The 13,283-nt window shown below is 69.1% G+C and carries 13 protein-coding genes; 5 read left to right on the forward strand and 8 right to left on the reverse strand.

Annotated elements, in window-relative coordinates; genetic code table 11:
- The first annotated feature begins 41 nt into the window (after positions 1-41).
- Positions 42-986 carry a tocopherol cyclase family protein gene (locus B8W69_RS00930; protein WP_085288088.1) on the forward strand — a complete coding sequence of 315 codons (945 nt, stop codon included), beginning with the start codon at positions 42-44 and terminating at the stop codon, positions 984-986.
- Positions 987-1,198: 212 nt separating this feature from the next.
- Here the strand turns inward: B8W69_RS00930 and regX are convergent, their stop codons facing one another.
- From regX to B8W69_RS00965, 6 genes are all read right to left on the reverse strand, one after another.
- Entirely contained in the window at positions 1,199-1,882 is a 684-nt protein-coding gene (regX, locus tag B8W69_RS00940) for a two-component sensory transduction protein RegX (RefSeq protein ID WP_064952683.1), read from the reverse strand.
- Between the two features lie 49 nt (positions 1,883-1,931).
- On the reverse strand, positions 1,932-3,155 hold the full coding sequence (locus tag B8W69_RS00945) for a sensor histidine kinase (protein ID WP_110881792.1): 1,224 nt from the start codon (positions 3,153-3,155) through the stop codon (positions 1,932-1,934).
- A gap of 153 nt (positions 3,156-3,308) precedes the next feature.
- The gene (locus B8W69_RS00950) at positions 3,309-4,058 is read right to left on the reverse strand and encodes a phosphoglyceromutase (protein ID WP_085288090.1); all 750 of its coding nucleotides are present in this window, start codon (positions 4,056-4,058) and stop codon (positions 3,309-3,311) included.
- Positions 4,059-4,083: 25 nt separating this feature from the next.
- Entirely contained in the window at positions 4,084-4,602 is a 519-nt protein-coding gene (locus tag B8W69_RS00955; protein WP_085288091.1) for a type III secretion system chaperone family protein, read from the reverse strand.
- A gap of 49 nt (positions 4,603-4,651) precedes the next feature.
- Entirely contained in the window at positions 4,652-5,926 is a 1,275-nt protein-coding gene (mshA, locus tag B8W69_RS00960) for a D-inositol-3-phosphate glycosyltransferase (protein ID WP_085288092.1), read from the reverse strand.
- Positions 5,927-5,987: 61 nt separating this feature from the next.
- Complete coding sequence (locus B8W69_RS00965; protein WP_220084538.1) at positions 5,988-7,265, reverse strand: ROK family protein; 1,278 nt, start codon at positions 7,263-7,265, stop codon at positions 5,988-5,990.
- A gap of 235 nt (positions 7,266-7,500) precedes the next feature.
- Between B8W69_RS00965 and B8W69_RS00975 the strand changes: the two genes are divergently transcribed.
- The gene (locus B8W69_RS00975; protein ID WP_085288094.1) at positions 7,501-8,250 is read left to right on the forward strand and encodes an SDR family NAD(P)-dependent oxidoreductase; all 750 of its coding nucleotides are present in this window, start codon (positions 7,501-7,503) and stop codon (positions 8,248-8,250) included.
- Here the strand turns inward: B8W69_RS00975 and B8W69_RS00980 are convergent.
- Positions 8,234-9,571, reverse strand: coding sequence for a L,D-transpeptidase (locus tag B8W69_RS00980; protein WP_085288095.1), 1,338 nt, complete (start codon positions 9,569-9,571; stop codon positions 8,234-8,236). The two genes, B8W69_RS00975 and B8W69_RS00980, sit on opposite strands and share 17 nt — an antisense overlap.
- Before the next feature lie 71 nt (positions 9,572-9,642).
- Complete coding sequence (locus B8W69_RS00985) at positions 9,643-10,749, reverse strand: UDP-N-acetylmuramate dehydrogenase (protein WP_085288096.1); 1,107 nt, start codon at positions 10,747-10,749, stop codon at positions 9,643-9,645.
- Positions 10,750-10,775: 26 nt separating this feature from the next.
- On the opposite strand from B8W69_RS00985, the gene B8W69_RS00990 reads away from it, so the two are divergent.
- The 3 genes from B8W69_RS00990 (at position 10,776) to B8W69_RS01000 (ending at position 13,266) form a co-directional block, all read left to right on the forward strand.
- A complete protein-coding gene (locus B8W69_RS00990; RefSeq protein ID WP_085288097.1) occupies positions 10,776-11,300 on the forward strand; it encodes a DUF2505 domain-containing protein in 525 nt (174 codons plus the stop codon).
- A gap of 89 nt (positions 11,301-11,389) precedes the next feature.
- Positions 11,390-12,223 (forward strand): carbon-nitrogen hydrolase family protein, encoded by an 834-nt coding sequence (locus B8W69_RS00995; protein ID WP_085288098.1) that lies wholly within the window; start codon positions 11,390-11,392, stop codon positions 12,221-12,223.
- On the forward strand, positions 12,220-13,266 hold the full coding sequence (locus B8W69_RS01000) for an LmeA family phospholipid-binding protein (RefSeq protein ID WP_181447306.1): 1,047 nt from the start codon (positions 12,220-12,222) through the stop codon (positions 13,264-13,266). The genes B8W69_RS00995 and B8W69_RS01000 overlap by 4 nt, the downstream gene beginning before the upstream one ends.
- Positions 13,267-13,283: the final 17 nt, after the last annotated feature.

Consider the following 13,283-nt stretch of genomic DNA (forward strand, 5'->3'; position numbering starts at 1 on the left):
GGCTGATACCCCGGTAAGCCGCGGGCCGACGGGAGCAAGCGATGGACGACGAAAAACGCTCGGCCGCCGCCCCACGGTGGCGCGGCACGGCAGGGCGCCTCGAAGTCTGGTACGCCACCCTGTCCGACCCGAGCACACGCGCCGGGCTGTGGATCCATTGCGAGACGGTGGCTCCCGTGCAGGGCGCACCCTATGCACACGGCTGGGTCACCCGGTTTCCGTCCGACGGGTCACCCCGCACGGAACGGTTCGGCCCCGAACCCGTCCGGCCCGCGGCCGGCGCGCACTGGTTCAACGCCGCGGGGGTTCGAGTGGCCGATGGGCAGCTGGCCGGGCGGGCCGGATCGCTGGCCTGGGAGTTGTCGTGGACGGACACCGCCCGCCCGCTGTGGACATTCCCCCGCCTGGCGTGGGAGCGCGAGCTGCTGCCCGGCGCGCAGGTCGCCCTCGCCCCCACCGCCGGCTTCACCGGCTCATTGACCGACCAAGACGCCGTCACGCCCATCGCAGGATGGCGCGGCGGCGTCGCCCATATCTACGGACACGGCAACGCCCGACGCTGGGGATGGGTCCACGCCGACCTCGGCGGCGGTGACGTCCTCGAGGTGGTCACCGCCGTGTCGCACAAGCCGGGACTGCGCCGGCTCACACCGCTGGCTTTCGTGCGCTTCCGGCTTGACGGAAAGGATTGGCCGGCAAGCACTTTGCCATCGGTGCGGATGCGGACGCGGCTCGACCCGCGACACTGGCAGCTGGCCGGACGCATCGGCGGTCGCCGGGTGCTCATCCGGGTCGACCAGCCGCCGGACCGATGCGTGAGCCTGGGCTACACCGATCCCGACGGCGGCACCGCGGTGTGCACCAACACCGAACAGGCCGACATCCACATCGAGATCGATCACCGGCGTTGGTCGGTGCTCGGCCACGCCGAGGTGGGCCTGCGTGGGACCGAAGCGCCCGAGATCAACGAAAGAACCCCGAGCTGAGCTTCTCGATCCGGGCTGGACCACGCGTTCCGGATGGACTGGCTGTTTCGGGGAGCCCTATGCGGCCGACGACGAGAGCACCGCGGCCGCGTGGTTCGCGACCTTGCCGACCTTCCGCCGATGACGGCGGACATGCGTCGGCGTATCGCGTTGAGCGCCAACGACGATGACCGGACCGCCTTTGACATCACGTCGCCGGCGGAGCCGTCGGGCTAGCCTTCGAGCTTGTAGCCCAGCCCCCGCACCGTCACCAGGTGCACCGGGTTGGCCGGGTCGGATTCGATTTTGGACCGCAGCCGTTTGACGTGCACGTCGAGTGTCTTGGTGTCACCCACGTAGTCGGCACCCCACACCCGGTCGATCAACTGTCCGCGGGTCAGCACCCGGCCGCTGTTGCGCATGAGATACTCGAGAAGGTCAAATTCCTTGAGCGGCAGGGTGATCGTGTCGCCATTGACCGAGACGACGTGGCGTTCCACGTCCATCCGCACGGGTCCGGATTCGAGCACGCCATCGCTGATCTCGGAATCGTCGTCACCGCCGCGGCGCAACACCGCCCGGATCCGCGCGATCAACTCGCGCGCCGAATACGGCTTGGTCACATAGTCGTCGGCACCGAGCTCGAGGCCCACGACCTTGTCGATCTCGCTGTCCCGGGCGGTGACCATGATCACCGGCACGCTGGAACGCGCACGCAGCTGCTTGCAGACGTCGGTGCCTGACATTCCGGGCAGCATCAGGTCGAGCAGCACGATGTCGGCGCCGCCCCGATCAAACTCGGCCAGGGCGGCCGAACCGTCGGTCACCACGGTGGCCTCGAACCCCTCCTTGCGGAGCAGGAAGGCCAGCGGGTCGGCCAGCGACTCCTCGTCCTCCACGATCAGCACACTGGTCATCGGCGCGATTCCTCCTCATGGCTGCGCTCTGCATCGTCATACGCGCGGGTCATCGACTCAGTTCTTCCTCTCGTTGTGAGCGGTTGGGCCGCACGTCGCGACCCGGTGCCTGCTCGGATTCGCCATGGTCTTGATCAGACGCCATGGCAGCCGGAATGGAAAGGGTGAATGTCGATCCGGTTCCGGGTTTGCTCCACACGCCGATGCTGCCGTTGTGGTTGGCCGCGACGTGCTTGACGATGGCCAGGCCCAGCCCACTGCCGCCGGTGGCGCGCGAGCGCGCCTTGTCCCCCCGGAAGAACCGCTCGAAAACCCGCGCCTGGTCTTCCAGGGCGATTCCGATGCCGCGGTCGGTCACCGCGATCTCGATGTTCTCGCCGCGGCGGCGGCGGCTGATCGACACCGGCGAACCCGGCGGCGAATAAGCGATGGCGTTGGACACCAGGTTGGCCAGGGCGGTGACCAGTAGCGTCTCGTCGCCCAGTACCCGCAGCCCGCTGGGCGCATCAGTGCGGACCTCGATATCGGCGTTGTCGGCCGCCACCTTGTGGCGCGAAATCGCTTCGCCCACAACCTGATCGACCTCGACCTCGATGACGGTGGGCAGCCGTTCGGCGCCCTGGAGCCGGGACAGCTCGATCAGCTCGGCGACCATGTCGCCCAGCCGGTTGGCTTCGACGAGCACCTTCTCGGCGAACCGCCGCACGGTTTCGGAGTCATCGGATGAGGCCAGCAGGGCCTCGGCGAGCAGCGTCATGGCGCCGACCGGGGTCTTGAGTTCGTGGCTGACGTTGGCCACGAAGTCGCGCCGGGTCGCTTCCATCCGCGCGTAGTCGGACTGATCGTGGGCGAAGACCACGGCGAACCGGCGGTCTTCTTCGCTGAGCAACCGGGCCTGCCCGTGCACCGAGAGCCCGGACCGGCCGCCCGACCGTTTCGTCGGCTGCAGGTCGAATTCGACGTCGACGCCCGTCAGGGCCTGCTGCGCCGCCTGCCAGGCCTGGTCGTCGAGCTGACGGTCGCGCACCAGGCCCAACTCCTTGGCCCGGTCATTGAGGTAGACGACGTCGCGATGAGCGTCCACCACCGCCACGCCCAGCGGCATCAGCGCCACGATGCGTTGCAGCATCTGCGCGACGGTGATCCCGGTCCACTCGACCCGCTGGCGGCGCTGCACCGCCCGCGGTGACAGCCGGATTCCGACCAGTACACCTGCGGCCAGCGCCAGCGCGGACAAAACCCCGGCCAGCAACAGCGCCGAGAACACAGTCACATAGCAAATCCTACAAATCTTCCTGAACGCTGCCCTAGCGGAACGAGGCCAAAATCGGACAAGTCACACCTTGCGCCACAGGTGTTCCGCTCCCGTTCACGCGATGTTTGGCCAAATGGCCTTTATCTCGCCAAACGGGCCGGGTGCGCGGCGTCAGCCGCGGCCCTGGCTGGCAACCGCGGCGGCGCCGGCGGCGGCCGCCTCCGGGTCCAGATAGGTGCCCCCGGGCACCACAGGCCGCAGGTCAGCGTCCAGGTCGTAGCGCAGCGGGATGCCGGTCGGGATGTTCAATCCGGCGATCTCGTCGTCGGACACCTGGTCGAGGTGCTTGACCAGGGCCCGCAGCGAGTTGCCGTGCGCCACGATCAGCACCGTCTTGCCGCTGCGCAGGTCCGGGACGATGACGTCGGTGAAATACGGCAGGAAGCGCACGACCACGTCTGCCAGGCACTCGGTCAGCGGGCCGCCGCCGATGTCGGCGTACCGGGGATCGGTGTCCTGGCTGTAGGCGCTGCCCTTCTCGATGGGCGGGGGCGGCGTGTCGTAGCTGCGCCGCCAGGCCATGAACTGGTCCTCGCCGTAGCGGGCCTTCGTCTCGGCCTTGTCCAGGCCCTGCAGCGCCCCGTAATGCCGCTCGTTGAGCCGCCAGGTGCGCCGCACCGGAATCCACAGCCGGTCAGCGGCGTCCAGCGCCAGGTGCGCGGTGGAGATGGCCCGGCGCAGCAGCGAGGTGTAGAGGATGTCGGGCAGCAGGTTGTTCTCGGTCAGCAACTCACCGCTGCGCACGGCCTCGGTCCGGCCCTTTTCGGTGAGGCCGACATCGACCCAACCGGTGAAGAGGTTCAGCGAGTTCCATTCGCTTTCGCCGTGGCGAAGCAGTACCAGCGTGGCGGTGTCACCCATGCCGGTTAGTCTCTCACGCACTCATTCAGCGGTCGTCAGCGTCATCGTCGTCGATCAGGTGGGCGAAGGCCTCCAAATTTTTCAACGACTCACCGCGAGACACCCGCCACTCCCACTCTTTCTGGATCGACGAACGAAAACCCAACTCCAGCAACGTATTGAAGTCCGAATCCACCGCTTCGAGCACCTGCCCGAGCACCCGGTCGAGTTCGTCGGCGTCCACCGAGGCGAGCGACATGCGGCCCACCAGATAGATGTCCCCGACGTTGTCCAGGGTGTAGGCCACGCCGTAGAGGCGGCGGTTGCGTTTGAGCAGGAAGCGGTAGACCCCTTCATGGTTCTCGTCGGGCTTGCGGCAGACGAAGGCCTCGACCCGCACCGAATGCTCGCCGACGCTCAGGATGGTGTTGGTCTTGAGCTTGCGTTCGCCGGGCAGTTCGACCACCAGCCCGGACAGACCACCATGCGCGCCAGCGTGTTTCGAGTAGTTCAGCCCGCTGGCCTGCAGGGCATCCTCGATCAAGCGCTCCACCGCTGGGCTCATGAGCGCCGCTCCTCCTCATCGCTTCGCTCTGAATCGTCGCCGGCGCGGGTCATGCGCCCACGCCCCGGCGCTCGGCAGTGTATTCGCGGATCGCGCGCCGATAGCTCGCCAGCAGCGCGTCGGTGGTGTGGTCCCAGGAGAACGTGGCGGCATGCGCGGCGGCCGCGCGGCCCATCTCCTCGGCTTGCGTCGCGGGCAACCGCAGCAGCCCGCCCAGCGCGTCCGCCCACTGCCCGACATCGTGGCCGGCCACCAGCGTGCCGGTCACCCCATCCCGCACGGCCACCGGCAGCCCGCCGACCGCGGCCGCGGCCACCGGCGTCCCGCACGCCTGCGCCTCGAGGGCGACCAGACCGAACGACTCCGAATAGCTGGGCACCGCAACCAGATTGGCGGCCTGGAACAGCGTGGCCAGGTTCGGGCGCGACTGCGGGGGCAGGAACGTCACGCGCTCGGCGATACCGAGTTCGTCGGCCAGCCGCACCAATCCGTCCGGGGAGGCCAGTCCGCTGCCCGACGGCCCGCCGGCCACCACGATGCGCACGCCGGGCAGTTGCGCGGCGGCGCGCAGCACGATGTCGGGCGCCTTCAGCGGCTGGATCCGCCCGACGAACGCCACGATGTCTTCGTCGGGCGGCAGCCCCAGTGCGGCCCGCGCGGCGCTGCGGTCGCCGGGGCGGAACACGTCGAGATCCACTCCGGGGTGGACGACGTCGATCCTCGCCGGGTCGGCATGGTGAATCGAGATCAGTTGCCTGGCTTCGTCGTCGGTGTTGACGATCAGCCGGTCCGCCTCGTCGACGACCTGCTGCTCGCCGACCGTGCGCAGCGGCGGCTCGGGCGAATCCCCTTCGGCCAGCGCGGCGTTCTTGACCGCGGCGAGCGTGTGCGCGGTGTGCACCAACGGCACCGCCCAGCGGTCCCGCGCCAGCCAGCCGACCTGTCCGGACAGCCAATAGTGCGAGTGCACGATGTCGTAGTAGCCCGGCTCGTGCGACGCCTCGGCACGCAACACGCTGGCCGCGAATGCGCACAGCTGGGTGGGTAGGTCGTATTTGTCCAGGCCCTCGAACGGGCCCGCCACGACGTTGCGGACCAGCACCCCGGGCGCCACCCGCTCGACCGGCGGGTCGGCCGAGGCGGTCGCGCGCGTGAAGATCTCCACCTCGATGCCGCGCCGCGCCAGGTGCAGCGCGGTTTGCAGCACGTAGACGTTCATGCCGCCCGCGTCGCCGGTGCCGGGCTGGGCCAGTGGTGAGGTGTGGACCGCCAACACGGCGACCCGGCGCGGTTCATTCAGCCGGAAAACGTCATCGTGGCGCACCCTGTCATCTTTACAGGATGGTTCGCCGGCCAGCCCAAGCGCGCTGGACACTACAGTCGCGTCAGGCGGACGACTCGTCGCGAGCCATGTCGTGCAGCCGGGCATCCAGCGCCCCGGCGCGCCGCATCGCACCCAGCGGGTCGGCATACAGCCCGGACAGCGAGACGGTCCCCGCGCCGGCCTCCTGCACGCGGTTGCCGAACGCGGTGAGGCGGATGTCGCGGGGCCCCAGCACGGAGCGTTCGGCGAAGGCCGCCTCCACCTGCTCCATCGCCTCGGGGTACTCGGTGAAAGCCTGGCCGCCGACCACCAGCTCGTCGGGGTTGAGCATGTCGCGCAGCAACGCGACCGCCTCGCCGAGCACGCGGCCCCGCTCGGCGAGCAGGTCTTTGGCCTGCTGGTTGCCGGCCCGCGCCACCCGCAGCAGCTCGGAGATGCCGGTGGCGGAGCCATTGGCGCGGTTCGCCGGTGCGAACGGCAGGATGCGTTGCTGGCGGGCGACGGCCACGACGGCCTCGTCACTCACGGTCGACTCCAGCTGACCGGTGCCCCCGAGCAGCTCGGAGTGGGCCGGCAGGGTCGCGATGGTGCCCGGACCACTGGCCGGGACATGCACCCGCCCGCCGATCACCAGCGCGTAGCCCACGGTCTCGCGGGCGTAGACGTACAAGCTGGTCGGCGAGCTGGGCAGGAAGCGCCGCATGCCCAGCAGCAGCTCCGCGCCGGCCATGGCGTCGACGTGCGAGGCCACCGACACCGGCAGGCCCAGCGCGTCGGCCAGCACCGGTCCGACCGGCGCTTGCCGCCAGCCCAGCCGCGGGTGGTCCACCTGGCCGGTGGCGCCGTCGACGGTGCCACCGATGGCGACACCCACCCACAGCGGCCGCCGACGATGCCAACGCCGCAGGTAGCGGCGGGCGCTGTCGGCCAGCGTCGCCAGGGCTGGGCCGGCCGGACTGCGCGGTGTCGGGGTCTCGACCGTGTCGAGGGTGCGGCCGAACAGGTCGGTGGCCACGATGCTGGTGGTTCGCGCGCCGATGTGGATGCCCAGCGCCACGAAGGGCTCGTGGTTGACCTCCACCGGCACGCGCGGGCGGCCGATCGCGCCGGAGACGGCCAGGTCGGCGCGCTCGCGCAGCAGGCCGGCTTCCAGCAGCGCGATGACCTGGCGGTTGACCGTGGCGATGCTCAGCGAGGTGACGCCGGCGATGACATCACGGCCGACGGGGCCGCGCAGCCGCACGGCCCGGAAGACCGAGGCCGCCGCCGAGTCGGGGATGTTCAGCGCCGGCGGCACGATCTGCCGGCGCACCGAGCGGTGGCCCTTTTGACCAGGCAGGTGCCCGACGGCACGGCTGGGCGAATGATGGGTATGGGTGAGGGTATTGGTGCGCACGAGCGTCCTTTTGTCCGATTTTTGCTGGCCGTCTTGGCCACACCTGGCTGGGGTCAGGAGCGGCAAAGTGCGCAGCAACAACACGCACCCGCCGCGCACAGACACGCGGTGGAGGTGGTGTTGGACAGGGCGCTAAGGAGCACACGCAAAATCTAGCACGTTCATTAAGGTTGTTTCGATGGTTAAAACTGGCAGGAATAAACGAGTCGCAGTAATCACCGGGGCCAGCTCGGGCATCGGCGCAGCAACCGCCCGCAACCTGGCTGCACAGGGCTTTCACGTCGTCGCGGTGGCGCGCCGGGCGGACCGGATTGAGGCCCTGGCCAGTGAAATCGGGGGTACCGCCATTGTGGCCGATATCACAGATAGTGCGTCGGTCGAAGCATTGGCGAGCAAATTGCAGCGCGTCGATGTACTGGTCAACAACGCCGGCGGGGCCCGGGGCCTGGCGCCGGTAGCCGAGGCCGAGCTCGAGCACTGGCAGTGGATGTGGGAGACCAACGTGATCGGCACGCTGCGGGTCACCCGCGCGTTGCTGCCGAAGCTGATCGACTCCGGCGACGGGCTGATCGTCACCGTCACTTCCGTTGCGGCACTTGAGGTTTACGACGGCGGCGCAGGATACACGGCGGCCAAACACGCCCAGGGAGCGATGCACCGCACGCTGCGCGGCGAGCTACTGGGCAAGCCGGTCCGGCTGACCGAGATCGCCCCGGGCGCGGTCGAAACGGAATTCTCGTTGGTCCGCTTCGATGGCGACCAACAACGCGCGGACGCCGTTTACACCGGCATCACGCCGCTGGTGGCCGACGACGTGGCCGAGGTGATCGGGTTTGTCGCCTCGCGGCCCTCGCACGTCGATCTGGACTTGATCGTGATGAAGCCGCGCGACCAGGCCACGGCCTCGCGGTTTAACCGCCAGGGGTAACCGGGCCGGTGCCGGCCGGTGTCGTCGATGTGGTCGGAGTGCCCGACAAAGTCGGCGCGTTGGACGGCGTGACCGGCGCGGTGACCGGGATCTGCGTTGAGGGCGGGCGCGCGGTCGGCGGCGGCAGCGCGGACATGGCCACCCAGGTGTCCCAGTCCACCGCCCAGTCCCAGATGTCGCCGTCGGAGTAGGACAGCTGGATCGTACTGCCGGTCACCTCGACCGGGTCGCCGTACATCGCCGACTGGAAGTACTGCTCGGCGTCGCCTGTCGACAGGTTGATGCAACCGTTGGTGACGTTGGTGTTGCCCTGGGCACCGGAGCTCGCCGGGTTGGCGTGGATGAACTCACCGTTGTTGGAGATCCGCACCGCCCAGCGTTCGTGGACGTGGCTGTAGCCGGCGGCCGGGTTGGACATGTAGAAGTCGGCGTACTTCTCGCTGACCACGTGGATGCCGTTGCGGGTGACGTTGCGCGCCTTATCGGCCTCGCCGTAGCTGCACGGGAAGTCCATGATGACGCCCTCGTCCCGGATCACCTGGATGCGGTGCGACGAGACCTCGGCCTTGACCACCTGCCGGCGGCCGATCTGGATGTTCAGCGAGATGTCCTCGGCGCCGTAAGAGCTGTCGCCGAACGGCAGGCCGTAGAGCTTGGCCTCGACGTTGACCGTGGTACCCGCCGGGTAGTACTCGCGGGTGCGCCAGTGGGCGCGGGCGCCGGCCGCCTCGTCGGGCAGCCAGGCCCAGCTGCCCTCGACGGGCGGATTCGTGGTGACGGTGAGCGCCTTTTCGACGGCGGCCTTGTCGCTGATCGGCGCGTCGAACTGGATGATGATCGGCGCCGCGACCCCGACGGTCTGGCCGTCGGCGAGCTGGAACGCCCCGCTGATCTTCTTGGTCGGCGACACCGTGGTGAACTTGCCCGCCACTGGGACCGCCTTGCCGTCGTGCCCAACGGCCGAGCCGCTCCACGTGTAGGTCTGGTCGTAGCCCAGCGGCTCGGAGGTCGTGTAGACGGTGCGGTCGGAGTTGAAGGCGCCCGCGACGGGCTTGCCCGACGAGTTCGACAGCGCGACGTGCTGGAACCAGCCGTTGTTCACCTCGACGCTGACCGGGGCGATCGGCACCACGTTCTCGGTCGCATTGGCCGGCTGGTACTTGAGCTGCGGTGCGGGTTGCTCTTTCTTCTCGGCCTGCTTCGCTGTCGTGCCGCCGCAGGCGGCCAGCACGTTGGGGGCAAGCACACCCAGTCCGAGGGTCGCCAAAGCCGCACGCCGGTTTAACGGCCGCGGGGCGCTGGACGGGGTCACGAAAATCAAAGATACCGGGGAAAATCGGGCAGTCCGGCCACCACAAACCGGCGCCGCGGGCGCGTCGGCGAATTTTGCGGCTACAGCCTGCAGCCGAGCAAGACGGGTTCGGGGACCAGTGTGATGCCAAACACAGCCCGCACCCCGTCGCGGATTGTGCGGGCCAGCGCAATCACGTCTTCGGAGCCGGCGCCGCCGCGGTTGGTCAAAGCCAGTGCGTGCTTGGTCGACAACCGGCACCGGGCGGTCGCGTCGTCCGGATAACCCTTGCCGAAGCCGGCCCGCTCCACCAGCCAGCCTGCGGCCAGCTTGACCCCGTCCGGCGCCGGGTAGTTCGGGACCGGCTCGTCCACGGATGCGGCCAGCCGCTCGTAGACGTCCGGGGGGACCACCGGGTTGGTGAAGAACGAGCCCACGCTCCAGGTGTCGTGGTCGGCCGGGTCGAGCACCATGCCCTTGCGCGCCCGCAGGGCCAGCACGGCGTCGCGGACGGCTCGCGGGTCGGCGCGCTCGCCGGCGGCCACGTTCAGCGCGGCCGCCAGCTCGCCGTAGCGCAACGGCGCGCTGCGCCCGGAAGCGTCCAGCGCAAACTCCACTTCCAAGACGACAGAAGGGATTTCGAGCCCACCGACGCCGCCGCGCTTGAACAGGCTGGTGCGGTAGCCGAAGCCCAGCTCGCTGCCCGGCACCCAGCGCACCTCGCCGCTGCCGCGCTCGAGCACCCGCACCCGGGTGATGGTGTCGGAGACTTCGGCGCCGTAGGCCCCGACGTTCTGCACCGGGGTGGCCCCGGCCGAACCGGGGATGCCGGACAGGCATTCCAGTCCGCCGAGACCGTGCTCGATGGCGGTCACCACGACGTCGTCCCATATCGCGCCCGCCTGGGCGCGGATCAGGTTGCCGTCGACGGCGATCCCGGCATTGGCCAGCCGCACCGCGGTCAGGCCGGTCAGGGCGTCGGAAATCACCAGGTTGGAGCCGCCGGCGAAGATCAGCACAGAGTCGCGTTGCCCGTCGGGCGGTTCGGCGTCCAGCTGGCGCAGGGTGGCGATCACCTGTTCGCTGGTCGTGCAGGTGATCAGGCGGCGGGCGGTCGGTCCGACCCGCAGCGTGGTCAGTGGCGCCAGTGGCGCCGCGTCGGCTACCCGCGCACCGGCGAAATCCGAACCGGCTCCGCTGGAATTCATGGCCCGTAACGGTAGCCTGACCTGCTATGCCGCGTTCATTCGACTTGTCGGCCGATTACGACGGCAGTGTTGACGAGGTGCACCGCGCCTTCACCGATGCAAATTACTGGCGGGCCAGGCTGGCCGGGTCCGGCGTCGACGTCGCCACGCTGGAGTCGATGCGGGTCGGCGGCGACTCGGGAGACGACGACACCGTCGAGGTCGTCACGCTGCAGGTGATCCGCAGTGACAAGCTCCCCGGGATGGTCACCCAGCTGCACAGCGGTGACCTGTGTATCCGGCGCGAGGAGACGTGGGGGCCGGTCACCGGCGGCGCCGCGTCGGGGTCGGTCGCGGGTTCGATCGTGGATGCGCCGGTGAACCTGACCGGCGCGGCCGCCCTCGAGCCCATCGAAGCGACCGGCGGCAGCCGGCTGACTTTCCGCGCCACCGTCCAGGTGCGCGTCCCGATCATCGGCGGCAAGTTGGAGAACATCATCGGCGCCCGGCTGGCCGAACTGATCGCCGCGGAACAGCGCTTCACCACGGAGTGGATCGCCAAATCGGCCTGAGGCTTTGACCCCGACCCACGCTGCTTTGCCCAGCTCCTCGGCCCGCCGCCATAGCGGCGCGCATCGTCGCCGGGCCTAAGCTGGCGCTCATGCGAATCGCCTTGGCGCAGATCCTCAGCGGCACCGACCCGGCAGCAAACCTGCGGCTGGTGGACGAGTACAGCCGCCGGGCCGCCGATGCGGGCGCGACGCTGGTGGTGTTCCCCGAGGCGACGATGTGCCGGTTCGGTGTGCCGCTGGGTCCGGTGGCCGAGCCGGTCGACGGCCCCTGGGCCGACGGGGTGCGCCGCGTGGCGGCTGATGCCAACATCACCGTCGTCGCCGGTATGTTCACCCCCTCGGGCGACGGGCGAGTGAAGAACACGCTGATCGCGGCGGGTCCGACCGACTCCGCCGAGTCGCACGCCCACTACGACAAGATCCACCTCTACGACGCATTCGGCTTCACCGAATCGCGCACGGTCGCGCCGGGACACGACCCGGTGGTGATCACAGTCGACGGCGTCCGGGTGGGGCTGACGGTTTGCTACGACATTCGTTTTCCGGCGCTCTACACCGAACTGGCCCGCCGCGGCGCCGAGGTGATCGCGGTGTGCGCGTCCTGGGGTTCGGGTCCCGGCAAACTCGATCAGTGGACGCTGCTGGCCCGCGCCCGCGCGCTCGATTCGATGAGCTACGTCGCGGCGGCCGGTCAGGCCGATCCCGGTGACGCGCACGGATCCGCGTCGGGGGCGCCGACCGGGGTCGGAGGCAGCCTGGTGGTCTCGCCGCTGGGCGAGGTCGTCGCGTCGGCCGGCTCGCAACCGCAGCTCGTGGTGGCCGATATCGACGTCGACCGAGTGGCACAGGCCCGCAAGAGCATCGCAGTCCTTAGCAACCACTCGAACTTTGCTCAGGTTGATAGGGCAGAATCGGTCGGGTGACGAACCCACAAGGACCACCCAACCCGGACCCGTCGCAGTGGGGCCGTCCCTCCAACCAGGGAGCCTTCGGCCAGCCGCCAACCGAGCGGCCGACCGAGCGGATGAGCACCGGCGGCCCGGGTCACGTACCCCCGCCGCCGCCTCCCGCTCACGGTCCCCCACCGGGGCAGACCGAGCGATTCGGGACGCCCCAGCCGAACATGCAGCAGCCGGGCTACCCGCCGCCGCCGACCCCGCCCGCGGGTCCGACGGAGCGCCTGGCCACTCCCCCGCACGACGACGCGACGCCGGCGAAGAAGAAACGCCGCTTCGGCCGTGACCCGGTGTCCGTCCTGCTGATCTTCGTCATCGTGATCGCGCTGCTCATCGCCGGGCTCATCGGGGCCGAGCTGTACGTGCGCCACGTCGCGGACAGCAAGGTCGCCCAGGCGGTGGCGTGTGAGGTCAAGGACCAGGCCACCGCGTCCTTCGGGGTGACGCCCCTGATGCTGTGGCAGCAGGCGACCAAGCACTACACCAACATCTCCGTGCAGACGGCCGGCAACAACATCCGCGACGCCAAGGGCATGAAGCTCTCGATCAACATCAACGACGTCCGGCTCAAGGACACGGGCAACTCGAAGGGCACCCTCGGCTCGCTGGACGCCACGATCGACTGGACCAGTGACGGCATCAAGCAGTCGGTGCAGAACGCGATCCCGGTGCTGGGCCCGTTCGTCACCAACACAGTGACCACGCATCCCGCCGACGGCACCATCGAGTTGAAGGGCATGTTGGACAACATCACCGCCAAGCCGGTGGTGTCGGGTACCGGGTTGCAGCTGCAGATCGTCAGCTTCAACGCGCTCGGCTTCACCATGCCCAAGGAGTCCGTGCAGTCGACGCTGGACGACTTCACCTCGAACCTGACCAAGAACTACCCGCTGGGTATCCACGCAGACAGCGTGCAGGTCACGGATAAGGGTGTGACAAGCCACTTCTCGACACGGAACGCCACCATTCCGAACGGCAACGACAACGACCCCTGCTTCGCCAACGTCTGACGGCCAGCATCTAGTCC

The sequence above is a fragment of the Mycolicibacterium vulneris genome, from assembly GCF_002104765.1.
GTDB lineage: Bacteria > Actinomycetota > Actinomycetes > Mycobacteriales > Mycobacteriaceae > Mycobacterium > Mycobacterium vulneris.